At 64.5% G+C, this 16449-nt stretch carries 20 protein-coding genes; 9 read left to right on the forward strand and 11 right to left on the reverse strand.

What is annotated here, in order from left to right:
• Positions 1-87: 87 nt before the first annotated feature.
• Positions 88-357 carry a DUF2277 domain-containing protein gene (locus FJV43_RS09830; protein ID WP_239626542.1) on the reverse strand — a complete coding sequence of 90 codons (270 nt, stop codon included), beginning with the start codon at positions 355-357 and terminating at the stop codon, positions 88-90.
• Positions 358-639: 282 nt separating this feature from the next.
• Between FJV43_RS09830 and FJV43_RS09835 the strand changes: the two genes are divergently transcribed.
• Together FJV43_RS09835 and FJV43_RS09840 are read left to right on the forward strand one after the other, a co-directional pair.
• Positions 640-993, forward strand: coding sequence for a hypothetical protein (locus FJV43_RS09835; protein ID WP_239626544.1), 354 nt, complete (start codon positions 640-642; stop codon positions 991-993).
• Positions 994-1166: 173 nt separating this feature from the next.
• Positions 1167-1769: an MSMEG_1061 family FMN-dependent PPOX-type flavoprotein gene (locus FJV43_RS09840; protein WP_239626545.1), complete on the forward strand. Its 603-nt coding sequence runs from the start codon at positions 1167-1169 to the stop codon at positions 1767-1769.
• 117 nt (positions 1770-1886) lie between these two features.
• Here the strand turns inward: FJV43_RS09840 and bfr are convergent, their stop codons facing one another.
• The 3 genes from bfr to FJV43_RS09855 all read right to left on the reverse strand — a co-directional run bounded on the left by bfr (position 1887) and on the right by FJV43_RS09855 (position 3252).
• Entirely contained in the window at positions 1887-2375 is a 489-nt protein-coding gene (gene bfr, locus FJV43_RS09845) for a bacterioferritin (RefSeq protein WP_024339472.1), read from the reverse strand.
• Positions 2376-2507: 132 nt separating this feature from the next.
• A complete protein-coding gene (locus FJV43_RS09850; RefSeq protein WP_028182392.1) occupies positions 2508-2780 on the reverse strand; it encodes a (2Fe-2S)-binding protein in 273 nt (90 codons plus the stop codon).
• Between the two features lie 163 nt (positions 2781-2943).
• The gene (locus tag FJV43_RS09855; protein WP_239626547.1) at positions 2944-3252 is read right to left on the reverse strand and encodes a hypothetical protein; all 309 of its coding nucleotides are present in this window, start codon (positions 3250-3252) and stop codon (positions 2944-2946) included.
• A 131-nt stretch (positions 3253-3383) separates the two neighbouring features.
• On the opposite strand from FJV43_RS09855, the gene FJV43_RS09860 reads away from it, so the two are divergent.
• On the forward strand, positions 3384-3704 hold the full coding sequence (locus tag FJV43_RS09860; RefSeq protein ID WP_239626549.1) for a hypothetical protein: 321 nt from the start codon (positions 3384-3386) through the stop codon (positions 3702-3704).
• Positions 3705-3919: 215 nt separating this feature from the next.
• The gene (locus tag FJV43_RS09865) at positions 3920-4204 is read left to right on the forward strand and encodes a hypothetical protein (RefSeq protein WP_239626550.1); all 285 of its coding nucleotides are present in this window, start codon (positions 3920-3922) and stop codon (positions 4202-4204) included.
• Positions 4205-4284: 80 nt separating this feature from the next.
• Here the strand turns inward: FJV43_RS09865 and FJV43_RS09870 are convergent, their stop codons facing one another.
• Positions 4285-5511, reverse strand: coding sequence for a lytic murein transglycosylase (locus FJV43_RS09870; RefSeq protein ID WP_239626552.1), 1227 nt, complete (start codon positions 5509-5511; stop codon positions 4285-4287).
• Positions 5512-5518: 7 nt separating this feature from the next.
• Positions 5519-7168 (reverse strand): energy-dependent translational throttle protein EttA, encoded by a 1650-nt coding sequence (gene ettA, locus FJV43_RS09875; RefSeq protein ID WP_239626553.1) that lies wholly within the window; start codon positions 7166-7168, stop codon positions 5519-5521.
• A gap of 233 nt (positions 7169-7401) precedes the next feature.
• Between ettA and FJV43_RS09880 the strand changes: the two genes are divergently transcribed.
• Positions 7402-7617, forward strand: coding sequence for a hypothetical protein (locus FJV43_RS09880; RefSeq protein WP_028179899.1), 216 nt, complete (start codon positions 7402-7404; stop codon positions 7615-7617).
• Positions 7618-7746: 129 nt separating this feature from the next.
• Positions 7747-8709, forward strand: coding sequence for a D-2-hydroxyacid dehydrogenase family protein (locus FJV43_RS09885; protein WP_239626555.1), 963 nt, complete (start codon positions 7747-7749; stop codon positions 8707-8709).
• A gap of 57 nt (positions 8710-8766) precedes the next feature.
• Here the strand turns inward: FJV43_RS09885 and FJV43_RS09890 are convergent, their stop codons facing one another.
• The gene (locus FJV43_RS09890) at positions 8767-9951 is read right to left on the reverse strand and encodes a L,D-transpeptidase (RefSeq protein ID WP_239629378.1); all 1185 of its coding nucleotides are present in this window, start codon (positions 9949-9951) and stop codon (positions 8767-8769) included.
• Positions 9952-10318: 367 nt separating this feature from the next.
• Here FJV43_RS09890 and FJV43_RS09895 point away from each other — a divergent pair, with 367 nt between their 5' ends.
• A complete protein-coding gene (locus FJV43_RS09895; protein ID WP_239626557.1) occupies positions 10319-11122 on the forward strand; it encodes a hypothetical protein in 804 nt (267 codons plus the stop codon).
• Between the two features lie 58 nt (positions 11123-11180).
• Here FJV43_RS09895 and sseA read toward each other — a convergent pair whose 3' ends face one another.
• The 3 genes from sseA to FJV43_RS09910 all read right to left on the reverse strand — a co-directional run bounded on the left by sseA (position 11181) and on the right by FJV43_RS09910 (position 14006).
• Positions 11181-12035 carry a 3-mercaptopyruvate sulfurtransferase gene (sseA, locus tag FJV43_RS09900; protein ID WP_239626559.1) on the reverse strand — a complete coding sequence of 285 codons (855 nt, stop codon included), beginning with the start codon at positions 12033-12035 and terminating at the stop codon, positions 11181-11183.
• A gap of 139 nt (positions 12036-12174) precedes the next feature.
• A complete protein-coding gene (locus tag FJV43_RS09905; RefSeq protein WP_028179894.1) occupies positions 12175-12588 on the reverse strand; it encodes a rhodanese-like domain-containing protein in 414 nt (137 codons plus the stop codon).
• Positions 12589-12830: 242 nt separating this feature from the next.
• Positions 12831-14006 carry a VWA domain-containing protein gene (locus tag FJV43_RS09910; RefSeq protein WP_239626561.1) on the reverse strand — a complete coding sequence of 392 codons (1176 nt, stop codon included), beginning with the start codon at positions 14004-14006 and terminating at the stop codon, positions 12831-12833.
• A gap of 165 nt (positions 14007-14171) precedes the next feature.
• Between FJV43_RS09910 and FJV43_RS09915 the strand changes: the two genes are divergently transcribed.
• Together FJV43_RS09915 and FJV43_RS09920 are read left to right on the forward strand one after the other, a co-directional pair.
• Complete coding sequence (locus FJV43_RS09915; RefSeq protein WP_131869655.1) at positions 14172-14417, forward strand: GlsB/YeaQ/YmgE family stress response membrane protein; 246 nt, start codon at positions 14172-14174, stop codon at positions 14415-14417.
• A 106-nt stretch (positions 14418-14523) separates the two neighbouring features.
• Positions 14524-15366 (forward strand): MoxR family ATPase, encoded by an 843-nt coding sequence (locus tag FJV43_RS09920; RefSeq protein ID WP_024339458.1) that lies wholly within the window; start codon positions 14524-14526, stop codon positions 15364-15366.
• Positions 15367-15903: 537 nt separating this feature from the next.
• Here FJV43_RS09920 and FJV43_RS09925 read toward each other — a convergent pair.
• Complete coding sequence (locus tag FJV43_RS09925; RefSeq protein ID WP_239626563.1) at positions 15904-16446, reverse strand: transposase; 543 nt, start codon at positions 16444-16446, stop codon at positions 15904-15906.
• Positions 16447-16449 lie beyond the last annotated feature (3 nt).

Here is a 16449-nt window from a genome sequence, read left to right on the forward strand (position 1 = left end):
CTCCGGGCGGTCAAAACCCCGGCCGACACCATCGCAAGCTGAGGCAGCAGATACCGTGAGCCAGGTCACGGAGTGCGCCGTTCGAGCTCACGAACCGAAGCGCAGCCGCGAGCGCTCTCTTGCCTTGTCCGCCTCGACCTCACGGTCGCGCGCCGGCGCATGGGTATGCAGCGACGTCAGGAGCTTTCGTGCGGCCTCCGCGACCTCCGCCACCGCACGCTCGAACGCCGCCTCGTTCGCCTGCGACGGCCTGTTGAAACCGGACAGTTTTCGCACGAACTGCAGCGCGCTGGCATGGATCTCGTCCTCCGTCGCCGGCGGCTCGAAATTGAACAGCGTCTTGATGTTGCGGCACATGCACTCTCTCCCGACGTTTTCTTGAAGACGAAGGTCTAGGCCGAAATCCTACATCGGCCTTCGCGCTTCTGCGAAGTTCCATCGCGCCATGCCGATCAACTCCGTGGCTGCGCACCGCCACAAGCTGTCTCATCTCGCAACGCATCATGTGCGGCGCCCCGGCGCAGCGTATTATTTGAGCATGCATTGCGCCGACAGCTCGGGCTTAATTGCGCCGACGATGCGAATCGGCGCGCGGGACAATCGGGCGCCAATGGCACGATACGCGATGAGGAGGATCGCATGCACGGGCTGGCACTGTGCGTCTGGCTGGCTGCAACGGCAGCGCTGACGAGCGCGGCATTCGCGTTCGACAACGGCCAATACGACCACGTCCCGCCCGATATCCGCGCCTGGTTCAAGAGCGTGATCGCTCCGAACGGCGTGCCCTGCTGCGATATCTCCGATGGCCATCGCACCGAATACGACGTGCGCGGCGGCGCCTATTGGGTGCCGATCGACGGACAATGGATGGAGGTGCCCGCGCGCGCCATCATCCGCGACCGCGGCAATCCCGTGGGCCAGGCCGTGGTGTGGTACGTCCACCATCGCGGCGCCATCATCATCAGTTGCTTCGTGCCGGCGGATGCAGTCTAAAGCGCGATGCGAATAGGATGAATCGTCATCGCGCTTTAGGTTGTTGTTTGAGCATGATCTCTTCGGAAAACCGCTGCGCACTTCTCCGGATCATGCTTTTGCGCGCTGGATTTCGTTGGCTGAATGCGCCCTGGTCGGGTAGCTTTGGGCCGAGTTGAAGCGGAGGCACGCCGTTGACCGATCTTAGCGCCGAAGACCTCGCCGCCATCTACGCCAAGCCGACCCCGCGCGTGATCGCGAAAGCGCGGCCGGCGATCGATGCGCATGCGAAGAAGTTCATCGAGATGTCGCCGTTCTGCGTGCTCGCGACCTCGGGCGCGGACGGCAGTGTCGACGCCTCGCCGCGCGGCGGCGGCATCGGCTTCGTCCACGTCGCCGGTCCCAACCAGTTGTTGATGCCCGACCGCTCCGGCAACAACCGCATCGACAGTTTTCGGAACGTCGTCGAGGGCTCGGGCTTCGTGCAGCTGCTGTTCTTCGTGCCGGGGATCGACGAGACGCTGCGCGTCGGCGGACGCGGCACGCTGTCGGCCGATCCGGATCTGCTCGCCGCCATGGTGGAGTTCGGCAAGCCGCCCCGCGCGGTGCTGAACGTCGCGGTCAGCGAGGTCTATTTCCACTGCGGCAAGGCGCTGATGCGCTCGAAGCTTTGGTTATCCGAGAAGGTACAGCGCTCGGTGATGCCGAGCATCGTCGAGGTCATCCACGACCAGACGGGCTTGGGCGAACCGGAGAGCCAGGAGATCGTAGAGGCTCGGTACAAGACGCAGCTGTAGGCGATCAACAATCACGGTGTCGTCCCGGACAAGCGCAACGAAGCGGAGCGCCGATCCGGAACCGATGACCAGCTCGTTTGGCGACGGCGGAGCGTGGAGTGCGCCGCCAGAGCCGAACTAGTGCCCCTCGCCCTCGAGCCCGCCGACGTGCTTCTGGGTGTAGAGTTCGAGACCGATGCGACCAATGAGGTCGAGCTGGGTTTCGAGGAAGTCGATGTGGTGCTCCTCGTCGCTCATCAGCTTCTCGAACAGGTCACGCGTGACGTAGTCCTTGGCGCCGTGACAGTAGGTCGCCGCTTCCTGGTAGAGCGCACGCGCGCTCATCTCGGCGGCGAGATCGCATTCGATGATCTCCTTGACGTTCTGGCCGATGCGCAGGGGATCCAGCACCTGCATGTTCGGAAAGCCGTCGAGGAACAGGATGCGCGCGGTGAGCTTGTCGGCATGCTCCATCTCCTCGATGGACTCCTTGCGCCAGACCTTGGCCATGTCCAGCAGGCCCCAATTGTCGAGGAAGCGGTAGTGCAGCCAGTACTGATTGATCGCAGTCAGCTCATGACGCAGTGCCTTGTTGAGATAGTCGATGACCTTCGCGTCGCCCTGCATGGTTCACTCCAGCTTTGCAGTCCAAATCGGCCCTAAACCGAATTTAGAATGCTTCTAAATGAGTTTGCGCATGCCGGCAACCGGCTACGCGGACGCAGCCGGGGAAAAGCTCAGCTGAGGATGCGGAAGTTTTCAGCAGGCTGCGAGGGCGAACTGGGCGGGTTCGGCCGTCTCGTCATTGGCGGCGACGGTGTGGCCATGGGGACAGCCGGCGCAGCAAGACTGGGCGCAGGGGCCAAGCGCTTCGTCGATGATGGTCTTGATGGTCCGGGCACAGCGACCGCATTCGGCGCTACAGCCGAGACACCCATAGACCTGCTTGGCATGGCGCACGGCGTCGTCGGACTCGGCGACGGCGGCGCGGATGTCTTCATCGCTCAGCACGTTACAGGAACAAACGATCATGGAAGCGGCAGGCCCTTCGGTGATGCGCCATCATCGATATTTAACGGGCCGGCCGGATGCAAAAGGAAAAAGCGGTATTTGAAGCTATTCCAAACTGGCCCGGCAATCAGCCTAGAACGGCTCTAAAAACCAGGTATTGCGGTTGATCAAGATTGTGGCGGAGCTAGTCGCCGCCACCGCCTCCACCACCATCGCCGCCACCTCCGCAGTCCCCGCCACTGCTGCCGCCATCGCTGCTGGAACAGCTGCCGCCGTCGGTCGAGCTCCCCGAACGGTCGCTGGAGAACCAGCTTCCCAACGAGAAGCCGTCGCTTGTCCCCATGTAGGTGTCGGCGCCACTACCACCGCCATTACCTCCGGCCCCGACACGCGTGCGCCGCCGGCCCCGGTTCTGGAGGTGAGCGATCCAGCCGTAGCCGATCGCGAAGACGACCCCGGCAGCAATCAATGCATTGACCATCACGTTGCCCATCAGCGTCTCCTGATGAAACTGGGGCCCATGCCGGTTGGTCGTCTCCGGCAAAGGGGCCGTTCATTGATCATTCAAGCGAAGTATGGAACTTTGCGCCCCAAACAGTTCCCACGTGTGATAAGGTCAAGCGCATGAAGAAGTCGCTCCTGGCAGTCGCTGCCGTCCTCACTCTGGCCCTGACGGCCGGCACACCCGCCCATGCCCAGCGCGGTGTCGCGGCGGGCGTGGCGGCCGGGATCATCGGCGGCGCCATCGTCGGTGGCGCACTGGCCTCTCCGTATTATTACGGACCAGGTCCCGGTTATTACCAACCGGGCTATTATCCGCCCCGCTACTACGCCCCCGGTCCGGGCTATGTCGCCGACGACTATTACGGCAACTGCGTCTGGCAGAAGCAGCGCTTCTGGGACGGCTATGCCTGGCGCGTCCGCCGCGTCAGAGTTTGTGGCTGAGGCGCGCGCTTAACCGGCGCACTACGGATGCGCCGTTCATCTCGGAGCCCGAAAAAGACCGCTTTTTCTCGTCACAGCTCCGTGTGCGTTTACCGTGGATTGACCATTTGCGCGCTTCCTAACCGCAAGGCCAAATTCCATCAGAGTGTGCGTGAACCTTTGAAACCCGGGCCATCCCTTACAGGGGAAGTCCATCTCCCAGGAGAGCCAAGAGCATGAAGAAGACTTTAGTTGCTGCCCTCACGGTTGCGACAGTCGCCGGATCGCTGGTGACCGCCACCCCGCCCGCCAAGGCCGGTGACAACATTGGCGCCGGCATCGCGGCCGGCCTGATCGGCGGCGCGATCGTCGGCGGCGCCATCGCGTCGAGCCGTCCGGCCTATGGTGGTCCCGTTTACGTGGCCGAGCCCGGCCCGCTGCCCCCGCCCTGCTACTGGCAGCGCCAGCGCTATTGGGACGGTTATGGCTGGGTCGTTCGCCCGGTTCGCGTCTGCTACTGATCTGATCGCACGGCGCTCGCAAGCGCCGCGATCGAAGCCCGGCCGAGACCATCGGCCGGGTTTTTTCTTTTGGTCCTGCGCTATCGCCCCGCCTGGATCGAGCGCAGCACCTCTTCGCTCGGCCAGCAATCGACCTTGAGGCCCGCCGACTTCTGATAGGCGCCGAGCGCGGCGCGCGTCTGCATGCCGGCCTTGCCGTCGATCTTGTCCTTGTAGAGCCCGATGCGCGTCAGCTCGCGCTGCATGGTCTCGACGTCTTTCGTGCGCAGCTGCTTCGAAGCCGACCACGCCGTTGCGAATGGCAGCGGGCTGGTCATGCGGTCGCTGAGATGCCCGACGAACAGCACGTAGAGGTCGGAGAAATTGTATTCCTTGATGACGAAGTAGTTCCTGGTGGTCAGGAAGGACGGGCCGTAGATGCCTTCGGGCTGGAGCAGCGAGGCCTGCTGCGCCTGCTCCGCGGCACCGAGTTTCTGGCCACGCACCGGCACAAAGCCTTCGCGCAGCCATTGACCGATCGGCTTCGTCACCTCCGGTACGCCCGTGGTGCAATCAACCTTCGCTGGCGCCTGCACCTCATAGGCCCAGCGGAGGCCACTCTGCCAGCCCTTGTTGACAAGCTGCTGCGCGGCGGAGGCCAGCGCATCCGGCATGGAGTGCCAGATATCGATGCGGCCATCGCCGTCGAAGTCGACGCCATGCTTGTAATATTCCGACGGCAGGAACTGCGTCAGCCCGGTGGCGCCGGCCCAGGACGAGCGCATGTCCTTGCGCGTCACCACGCCCTCGCCGAGAATCTTGAGCGAGAGGATGAACTCGTTGCGATACTGGTCCTTGCGACGTCCGACATAGGCTTGCGTCGCCAGCACGCGCACGAGATCGTAAGGCAGCGTGTAGCGGCCGTAATCGGTCTCACGGCCCCAGATCGCGAGCATCACGGTAGCGGGCACACCGGAGCTTTTCTCGATCTCGGTCAGCGCGGTGCGATATTTTTGCAGCAGCCGCTGCCCCTCGCCGGCGAGCCGCGCGATCGACGCTTCCCTGACGTAATCGGCCGGCACCTGCACGAACTCGGCCTGCGACGGCGCGCCGGTCGCAGGCCGGCCCGGCAGAAGCAGGTCGGGCAGCTTGTAATCAGGCTCGAGCCCGCGCGTCTCCCGCTCGAACGTCGCGCGCGAGACGCCCGCGGTCTGCGCCTCCGGCCAGAGCGAGGCGACGAATTGCGTGAAGGCGGCGTCTGCTGCGCGGGCGGACGACCAGCCGCAGGTGACCACGATCACCGCAGCGATGAGCGCCCGCCGCATCATGCCGCCATCACCGCGTCAGCTTCTTGTACTTCACGCGGTGCGGGATGATGCTGTCCTGGCCGAGGCGGCGCATCTTGTCCTTCTCGTAGTCCTGGAAGTTGCCCTCGAACCATTCGACATGGCTGTCGCCTTCGAAGGCCAGGATGTGGGTCGCGATGCGGTCGAGGAACCAGCGATCGTGGCTGATGATGACGGCGCAGCCGGCGAAGTCCTCCAGCGCCTCTTCGAGCGCGCGCAGTGTGTCGACGTCGAGGTCGTTGGTCGGCTCGTCGAGCAGCAGCACGTTGGAGCCGGACTTCAGCATCTTGGCCAGATGAACGCGGTTGCGTTCACCGCCGGAGAGCGCACCGACCTTCTTCTGCTGGTCCGCGCCCTTGAAGTTGAAGGCCGAGCAATAGCCGCGCGAATTGACTTCCTTCTTGCCGAGCAGGATCAGCTCGTTGCCGCCGGAGATTTCCTCCCACACGGTCTTCTTGCCGTCGAGCGCATCGCGCGACTGGTCGACATAGCCGAGATGCACGGTCTCGCCGACCGTGATCGTGCCTGCATCCGGCTTCTCCTGGCCGGTGATCATCCGAAACAGCGTGGTCTTGCCGGCGCCGTTGGGGCCGATGACGCCGACGATGCCACCGGGAGGCAGCTTGAAGGTGAGATTGTCGATCAGCAGGCGATCGCCGAAGCCTTTGCTGAGACCTTCGAAATCGACCACGTTGGCGCCGAGCCGCTCGGCCACGGGAATGATGATCTGCGCGGTCTGGGTCTGCTTCTCGCTCGCCTTCTTGAGCAACTCCTCATAGCGCTGATAGCGCGCCTTCGACTTGGCCTGACGAGCCTTCGGCGATGAGGCGACCCATTCCTGCTCGCGGGCCAGCGTCTTCTGGTGCGCGGCGTCCTCGCGCCCCTCCTGCTCCAGGCGCTTCTGCTTCTGCACCAGCCAGGACGAGTAGTTGCCCTCATAGGGGATTCCGCGGCCGCGATCGAGCTCGAGGATCCAGCCGGTGACGTTGTCGAGGAAGTAGCGGTCGTGGGTGACGATCAGGATCGCGCCGGGATAGTTGCGCAGGTGCCCTTCCAGCCACGACACGGATTCGGCGTCGAGATGGTTGGTCGGTTCGTCAAGCAGCAAGAGTTCGGGCTGGTCGAGCAGCAGCTTGCACAGCGCGACGCGGCGGCGCTCGCCGCCGGAAAGCTTGGTCACGTCGGCATCATCAGGCGGGCAGCGCAGCGCGTCCATGGCCTGGTCGACCTTGCTGTCGAGATCCCAGAGGCCCTGGGCCTCGATCTCATCCTGGAGCTTGGTCATCTCGTCGGCGGTCTCGTCGGAATAGTTGACCGCGAGTTCGTTGTAGCGATCGAGGATCGCCTTCTGCTTGGCGACGCCCTGCATGACGTTCTCGCGCACGGACAGCTTGGGATCGAGCTGTGGCTCCTGTTCGAGATAGCCGACGCGGGCGCCCTCTGCGACCCATGCCTCGCCGGTGTACTCCTTGTCGAGGCCAGCCATGATCTTGAGCAGCGTCGACTTGCCCGAGCCGTTGACGCCGAGCACGCCGATCTTGGCGTCGGGGTAGAAGCTCAGGTGGATGTTATCGAGCACCTTCCGGGTCGGGTAGCTCTTGGTCAGGCCCTGCATGAAATAGATGAACTGGCGCGCCATCGGTCCCGTGACACCTTCGATTTGAGGAAATTTGCTTGCCGCCGATGTAACGATCCCGCCCCAAAAGGGCAATGTTTTCCGTCCGTTCACCACGGATGAATACGGAATGGACACCATCCGGACGCCAATCCGGACAATTGAAACTATCTTTTAATAAATCAGGCCGAAAGCTCGGTTTCGCGCGGAAACAGCGCCACCCGCCAGAATGAACGGGAGCACAGCGAGGCCGCATCATGGCTCTGATCGAGACGCATTCTCATCCTGTTCCGGCAGGAGCCGGCCACGTCTTCGGGTTCGTTTCGGAGGTCAAGGGCTTCTGGAAGCGCTTCTTCGCCACCGCCTTCAATCCCTACCGGCCCGAACTGCACTACATGCGTGGACCCGGTCCCGCCTGGCGCGCCAAGCACGGCATGGATGCGCCGTTCCGCCTGAAGCCCCGCGATCTCTGAGCGTCTCCTTCCTATCGGACTTTTGAAGTCGTCAGCTGCTTGCGCACGGGTGTGATTGCGCGCAACCATGGCCGGGCTCCGACGACGGTGCCCGCCTGCGCCGTCATCTCTCGCCATGGATGAACGCTGATGAGCCGGCTGCGCTGTGCAATTCTCGACGACTATTTCAACCTCGCGCTCGACGTCGCCGACTGGCCGAAACTGTCCGACCGGGTCGACGTCACCGTGTTCAGCCACCCCTTCGTTTCGGAGCAGGCCGCGGCGAGCGCACTGGCGGACTTCGACGTCATCTGCGCGATGCGCGAGCGCACCGCTTTTCCCAAGAGCCTGTTCGAGAGCCTGCCGAAGCTGAAGCTGCTGCTGACGTCAGGCATGCGCAACGCTTCGATCGACATGGAGGCCGCGAAAGCGCGCGGCATCGCCATCGGCGGCACACAATATTCCCGCGATCCGACGGCGCCGCTCACCATGGGCCTGATCCTGGAGCTGACCCGCGGCATCGGCCGCGAGAATGCACGCATGCATGCCGGCGAGCCCTGGCAGAGCTTTGCCGGCGTCGAGATCGAGGGCTTGACGCTCGGCATCGTCGGGCTCGGCAAGCTCGGCAGCAAGATGGCGGGCATTGCGAAGGCGTTCGGCATGAACGTGATCGCCTGGAGCCCGAACCTCACGCCGGAGAAGTGCAAGGAAGCCGGCGTCGGCTACGCCAGCAAGGAGGAGCTGTTCGCCAAGGCCGACATCGTCACCATCCATGTGGTGCTGAGCGAGCGTTCTCGCGGGCTGGTTGGAGCTGCCGATCTCGCGCGGATGAAGCCGACCGCCTTTCTCGTCAACACCGCGCGCGGGCCGATCGTGGACGAGCAGGCGCTGCTCGAAGCGCTGCAGCAGAGGAGGATCGCAGGCGCCGGCTTGGATGTGTTCTCGGTCGAGCCGCTGCCGGTCGACCATCCCTTCCGCAAGCTCGACAACCTCGTGCTGACGCCACACCTCGGCTACGCCACCGCGGACGGCTTGCGCATGCATTACGGCCAGATGGTCGAGGCGATCGACGCCTTCGCCAGGGGCGGCGAGCTGCCGCGCAGGCTGGCCTGAAATGAAAAGGGCGCGCCGACGGCACGCCCCTTCTGCAATCTGGTAGGGACGAAGCGCTCAGCGCACGGTGACCGGCGCGGGCAGCGGCGGTACGACCGTCGGCTGGGTGCCGGGGACCGGGCCGGCCTGAGCCGCGACGGATGCAGCTCCCGGCGTCGGCGCAGCGGAGGCGGTCGCCGTTCCCGGCGGCGGGCCACCCGGCAGCACCACCACGCGGGTGCCGACCTTGACGCGATCGAACAGGTCGGAGACGTCCTCGTTGAGCATGCCGATGCAGCCGGAGGAGACGAACTTGCCGATCGTCGAGGGCTGGTTGGTGCCGTGGATACGGTAGACGGTCGAGCCGAGATACATCGCGCGGGCGCCAAGCGGATTGCCCGGGCCGCCGGCCATGAAGCGCGGCAGGTAGGGCTGACGCTCGATCATCTCGGTCGGCGGATGCCAATCCGGCCATTCGGCCTTGCGGGTGATCTTCTGCACGCCGGTCCAGGTGAAACCGTCGCGGCCGACGCGGACGCCGTAGCGGATCGCACGGCCATTGCCGAGCACGTAATAGAGATAGGTATTGGACGTATCGACCACGAGCGTGCCGGCTGGCTCCTTGGTCTGGAACGCGACCTCCTGGCGGCGCAGGTTCGGCGGCAGCTGCACCGGCGCAGCATCGGGCTGCTCCTCGGGCGGTAGCGCGGCCAAAGTCATCGGCCGGCCGGCGGCGCCGCCGGGCGGCTGGGCGGCATCGACCGTTCCGGTCGCGGCGGGACCACCGACCGCCTCGGGCGGACGCAGGCCGTCACTGGCGGGCGCCTGCTGCCCCGGACGATTGGCATAAATCACCGGCGGCGGACCGGCGGGCCGGCCGTAGCGGGGATCGTCCGGCGACATCACGGGCCCCTGGGGCGCCGCCGAATAGACCGGCGGAGCGCCAGCCGGACGACCATAACGGGGATCATCCGGCGACATCACCGGCCCCTGCGGGGCGGCGGAATAGACCGGGGGCGCGCCGACGGGGCGACCGTAGCGCGGATCGTCGACTGGGCCGGGCGGCGGCAGCGAGGCCTGCGGCATCGAGTCGTCGTCTTCGTCCAGTGCATCAAAATTCGGCGTGCGGTCACCGGGCCGATATTCGGCCGGGGCGCCATAGCTCGGCGCCTGCTGGACCGGATAGCTCTGAGCCTGAGCGAGCGAGGTTCCCGCCGCAGCGACTGTTGCGGCAGCGCATATCGTCAGAAAGTGTTTGATCATCATCGCTCTTGTATAGTCCCGAAGCCCAATCGGACCGTTAACGGCCAGATGACGGAAGATAGCGGCACATTCAAGACATATCAGGCCTATTTGCGCCGGATTTGCCGATTTGTGATCCGCGAGACGACCGTTGCCCCGTTGCATCACGGGGCTGAAATCGTATTGCGCCATCAATTGCCGTGTTATTCGGCCGCGATTTTAGCGGAACGGCGCGGGATCGTTGCGATATGGTCGAATCAGCCTGATTCGCCACCTTTCCGAGCTCCGATCCCGCGTGGCGAACGCGGCAATCAGTACCGTCACCGCGTTCAGATGGCTCTTTGGCCCTGGCCACCTCGCCGCCGGGGCGGAAATTCGCAATCGCTCGATGCTTCCCGGCTTTCGCTTCCTGTTTGCCGCGATCCTGCTGTCAACCTCCATCCTGGTGTTCGGCCTAGGAGCCGCCGCGCTGCTGCGGGCGACCCATCAGCAATATGTCAGCAACCCCTCCTGGCGGAATGGCCCGCAGGAGCAGGTGTTTGCGCAAGTGCCCGAACCGGCCCAGCCGGTGCTCGCGGTGTTGCGAGAGGAGCCGGAGATCGCGCCAGATCCCGCACCGTCGCTCCGCGACCGGGTGCCGACGATCGGGCTGCCGGCGAGCGGGCCCGAGCAGGTTGCCGCGCTGACGAGCGAGGCTGACCCTCAGCCTCAGGTCACTGAAGCCTCGCCTCCGGCCCCTGAGCCGGCCAAGCCCGAGACGACGACGGAAGCCGAAGCGCCAGCGCCAACGGACACGCTCAGCACCGCTGACACGCTCACTCCCGCCGACACCACGGCCTCGATCCCCGAGGCCAAGCCGGACTTTGCGCCTGCCGCCAGCGAGCCGGCGCAGGTTGATCCCGGTGCCGCGCTCGCCTCCTCTGCGGTTGATGTCGTCTCGGCGAACGTGGCCGCGCTGAACGACCCCGCAACCTCAGCCGTGAAGGACGCGCCGGCGAAGGCCAAGGCCGAGAGCAACAAGCCGGATGGCAGCGCATCCGACGGCAAGGCGACGCAGCGCAAGGCGAAGGCGAAGGCGAAGAAGCGGCCCCGCGTGGTGCGGCGTCCGCCGCCTCAGCAGTTGCAGCAGCAGCTGGATCCGTTTGGACAGCCACAGCCGGCTTTCGCGACAACGACCGCGCGCACGCGCTGACTCCCTTCCTTCGCCTCTCCCCGCTTGCGGGGCGAGGGGGCGCACCGTCGTCCCGGTGTTACGCCGGCCCCGTCGCGATCGGCGGGCCGCCGGCCTGGCCCCATTCCGACCAGGAGCCGTCATAGAGCGCGGTGTCGGTGATCCCCAGGCGATAGAGCGCGAGCGTCAGCACGCCGGCGGAGACGCCGGAGCCGCAGCTCGTGACGATCGGCGCATCGAGCTTGACGCCGGCGCCCGTGAAGGCAGCGCGCAGCTCCTCGAGCGGCTTCATCTCGCCGGTCGCGGCATCGAACAGCAGGTTGTAGGGCACGTTGCGGGCGCCGGGGATGTGCCCGGAGCGGATGCCCGGCCGCGGCTCGGGCGCGCGGCCCTCGAAACGGTCGGCGGCGCGCGCATCGATCACCTGCTCCTTGCGGCTTTCGACATTGGCGATCAGCTGCTGCATGCTGCGCACGCGGTTTGAATCAGAGCTGGCCTTGAACGTCGCAGGCTTCGGCTTGACCTCGCCACTCTCCACGGGGCGGCCCTCGGCACGCCACTTCTTCAGGCCGCCATTGAGGATGCGCACATTGCCGTGGCCGTAGGACAGGAACATCCACCACGCGCGCGGCGCTGCGACCCAGCCGCCGGCATCGTAGAGCACGACGGTATCGCTATTTCCGATACCGAGATTGCCGACATCGCGGCCGAACTGCTCGGCGCTCGGAAACATGTGCGGCAGCGGATTGGAATGATCCGACACCGCATCGACGTCGAAGAATACCGCGCCCGGCAGGTGCACGGCGAGATAGTCGTCCTTCGGCAGCGGCAAGACGCCCGGCAGCTTGAAGCTGGCGTCGAGGATCTTGACGTTGGCGTCGCCCATGTGCGCGGCGAGCCATTCTGTGGAGACGAGGGGGTCGGTGGCGGTCATTGGCATTCTCCGGCAATTGTCTCGGTCGTCATGGCCGGGCCTGTCCCGGCCATCCACGTTCTGTCCTGTGGCGAAGACGTGGATGCCCGGGTCAAGCCCGGGCACGACGGAGTATGTGAGGCGAGGGAGGTGTGCCCCCTCACCCCTTCTTCTTCGGCTCCCATTTCTCCGTCGGACCGCCGGCGTCGCGCCAGGCGGCGTAGCCGCCGGCGATGTGGGCGACGGGCTTGAGGCCCATGTCCTGCGCGGTCTTGGCCGCGAGCGCGGAGCGCAGGCCGCCGGCGCAGTGGAAGACGAATTTCTTGTCCTCCTGGAAGATCGGCTTTGCGTACGGGCTCTGCGGATCGATCCAGAATTCGAGCATGCCCCGCGTGCAGGCGAAAGCGCCGGGGATGCGGCCGTCGCGCTCGATCTCGCGGGGGTCGCGGATATCGACGATGACGACATCGCCGTTCTTGGAGATCTCGATGGCGTCCTTGGCGGTGAGGGTCTCGATCTCGGCATTGGCCTCGTCGATCAGCGCCTTGATGCCGCGGGTGATGGTCTGGGGCATGTGTCTTCCCTTCTTGTTACGTCGTCATTCCCAGGCGAACTGCCGGAGGTGGAGGTCACCTCTCCCGCTTGCGGGAGAGGTCGCGGAACTCGGCAGCGCACTTGCGCGCCTGAGCGACGCGGGTGAGGGCTCTCTCCTCTTGGGGAAGGTCGCTCGCGGAGAGAACCCTCTCCCCAACCCTCCCCCGCAAGCGGGGGAGGGAGCGCAGTCCCGTCGCCGACAGAGCCGGGCTCACTCATGCATCAGTGCGTCAATTCCTTCATCGCGTTCTCCAGCCCCTCGATCGTGATCGGATACATCCGATTGGCGAAGATGCGGCGGATGATGGTGGTCGATTCCGAATAGTCCCAGTGCTTCTGCTGCACCGGGTTCAGCCACACGCTGTGCGGATAGGTGCGGATGATGCGATCGAGCCAGACCGAGCCCGGCTCCTCGTTGACGTGCTCGACCGAGCCGCCGGGCACCATGATCTCGTAAGGCGACATCGAGGCATCGCCGACGAACACGACCTTGTAGTCGTGCGGGTATTTGTGCAGCACGTCCCAGGTCGGCGTGCGGTCGGTAAAACGGCGCTTGTTCTGCTTCCACACGCCTTCATAGAGGCAATTGTGGAAGTAGAAATACTCCATGTGCTTGAACTCGCTCTTCGCCGCCGAGAACAGCTCCTCGACCTGCTCGATATGCGCGTCCATCGAGCCGCCGATGTCGAAGAACACCAGCAGCTTCACCGCGTTGCGCCGCTCGGGGCGCATGTGCACGTCGAGATAGCCGTGATTGGCGGTCTCGCGGATCGTGGTGTCGAGATCGAGCTCGTCGGGCGCGCCGGTGCGCGCGAACTTGCGCAGCCGGCGCAGCGCCACCTTGATGTTGCGGATGCCGAGCTCGACATTGCCGTCGAGATCTTTGAACTCGCGCTTGTCCCACACCTTTACGGCGCGGTTGTTGCGGTTCTTCTCCTGGCCGATGCGCACGCCCTCGGGATTGTAGCCGTGGGCGCCGAAGGGCGAGGTGCCGGCGGTGCCGATCCATTTCGAGCCGCCCTGGTGCCGGCCCTTCTGCTCCTCAAGGCGCTTCTTCAGGGTCTCCATGAGCTTGTCCCAACCCATGGCCTCGATCTGCTTCTTCTCTTCCTCTGTCAGGTATTTCTCGGCGAGCTTCTTCAGCCACTCCTCGGGGATCTCCGCCTTGTCCATGGCCTCGAGCAGGCTTTCCAGCCCCTTGAACACCGTGCCGAAGACGCGGTCGAACTTGTCGAGGTTGCGCTCGTCCTTCACCAGCGAGGCACGGGACAGATAATAGAAATTCTCGACGGTGTAGTCCGCGAGGTCAGCGTCGAGCGCCTCCATCAGCGTGAGGTATTCGCGCAGCGTCACGGGGACCTGCGCGTCGCGCAGAGAGGTGAAGAATTGCAGGAACATGGCTGACAGATTGCCCGTCGGGTGGCGAACGTCAAGGGGCGCCGCTCCACCTCTCCCATCGGGAGAGGTGAAGCCACCCGCGTCGGCGAACCAATTCAACGTGGACCCGACGCCTTTTTGCTCTAGAATTGGCCTTCTCACGGGGTTGTTTTGGGGACGTTTGCAATGGGAATTCTCGCAGCGCTCATCATCGGCGCGATCGCAGGCTGGCTCGCGGGCAAGATTGTCCACGGGGCGGGATTTGGGCTGGTCGGCAACATCGTCGTCGGCATCATCGGCGCACTGGTTGCGGGCTGGGTGCTGCCCCAGCTGCACATCCAGCTCGCCACCGGCACGTTAGGTGCCATCGTGGACGCCACGATCGGCGCGGTGATTGTGCTGGTCATCCTTTCGCTGATAAAACGGGTCTGAAAGCCTGACCGAACCAGGAACGGCCGCCATGCGCGGCCGTTCGCTTGTCGTGACCAAGGCAACGAAATTGGCATTGCCTCACGACGACGACCAACAAGGACGCGCGATGAAATTTACCGGCACCAAGGACTATGTTGCGACCGACGATCTCAAGGTCGCCGTCAATGCCTCGATCGTGCTCGAGCGCCCGCTCCTGGTGAAGGGCGAGCCCGGCACCGGCAAGACGGTGCTGGCGGAGGAAGTGGCGAAGGCGCTGAACGCGCCGCTTTTGACCTGGCACATCAAGTCCACCACCAAGGCGCAGCAGGGCCTCTACGAATACGACGCGGTCTCGCGCCTGCGCGACAGCCAGCTGGGCGATGCGCGCGTGTCCGACATCAAGAACTACATCAAGCGCGGCAAGCTGTGGGAGGCCTTCACCGCCGAGCAGCGCCCGGTGCTCCTGATCGACGAGATCGACAAGGCCGACATCGAATTCCCCAACGACCTCCTGCTCGAGCTCGACCGCATGGAATTCCATGTCTACGAGACCGGCGAGACGATCAAGGCCAAGCAGCGCCCGATCATGATGATCACCTCCAACAACGAGAAGGAGCTGCCGGACGCCTTCCTGCGCCGCTGCTTCTTCCACTACATCAAGTTCCCCGACGCCGACACGATGGGCCGCATCGTCGACGTCCACTTCCCCGGCATCAAGAAGCGCCTCGTCGAGGAAGCGCTGCGCATCTTCTTCGAGGTGCGCGAGGTGCCCGGCCTGAAGAAGAAGCCGTCCACCTCGGAGCTTCTGGACTGGCTCAAGCTGCTGCTCAACGAAGACATGAGCGCCGAGCAGCTGCGCGAGCGCGACCCGCGCAAGCTGATCCCGCCGCTGCACGGCGCGCTGCTCAAGAACGAGCAGGACGTGCATCTGTTCGAGCGGCTGGCGTTCTTGAGCCGAAGGGAAGTGTGAGGCTTCTCGTGTCCCGGACGCGCTGCAGCGTGCAACGCTGCTGCGCAAGGCTTGCTCTGAGTGTTGCTTGAGGACATGGGCCCTGGCTCTGCAGCGCACCGCTGAAGTAGCTCTGCGCTACGTCCGGGAAACGAGCGTTGAATTGACGTACGCTCCCCCACATCATCATTGCAAGCGCAGCGAAGCAATCCAGAATCCCTCCAGTGACAGTCTAGATTGCTTCGCTGCGCTCGCAATGACGGCGCAAGAGGCCGCGGCGCCATTCTCAAGTTTGCACCTGCGTTGCAGACACGCCTTCACATCCTCGCGGCGCATTTCGCCCGAGCTTTGCTCTCTCCATCGCCCCCTTCAGGAAAGGGCGCAGGGAAGGCTGGGTGCCGGCTCGCACCCACGGTCCGCTGTGCGCATGTAGCGCAAAAAGACTGCACAGCGGCATACAGCTTGTAGGATGGGTAGAGCGCAAGCGAAACCCATCATCGTGCGGCGTTCGCTAAAGCATGATGGGTTTCGCTGCGCTCTACCCATCCTACAGCGCCTTCAACTGCGCTCCCCGAACTTTGCACCGTCGCCGTATTGAGACAGATCGCCAGCCCAATCCGGCGGGTAGATGCCGAGCGCCACGTGGCGATGGAACGACGATGGTACCCAATCGCAGACTCGATTGACCAGTCCGTGCTTGACGGGATTGATGTACACGTAATCAATATGCCGCGCGTAGTCGTCCTCGTCACGAATGGTGTGCTCCCAATAACGACGCTGCCAGATGCCGCGCTCGCCTTTGGCGGCCCGGCTCGGCGAAACTGGCTCGACGTTGTCAAGATTGCGAGAAAAGGCGGATTTGATCTGCCTCCATCGCATTGCGAAATCCGCATCGCCGTTCGGCATCGTCCAAACCGTGTGAAGGTGCTCAGGCAGCACCACGATCGCATCGATTGTGAAAGGGTGACGCCGGCGGGTCTGGCGAAAGGCGGCGCGCAGCAGATCGACATGCGCGGTCAGCAATGAGAGGCTTCGATCCGCCAGGTTGACGGTGAAGAAGTAACTTCCGCCGGGGACGAAGTTGCGCCGATAGGAGGTCATGCC

It is taken from the genome of Bradyrhizobium sp. I71, assembly GCF_022354745.1.
Classification (GTDB): Bacteria; Pseudomonadota; Alphaproteobacteria; order Rhizobiales; family Xanthobacteraceae; genus Bradyrhizobium; species Bradyrhizobium liaoningense.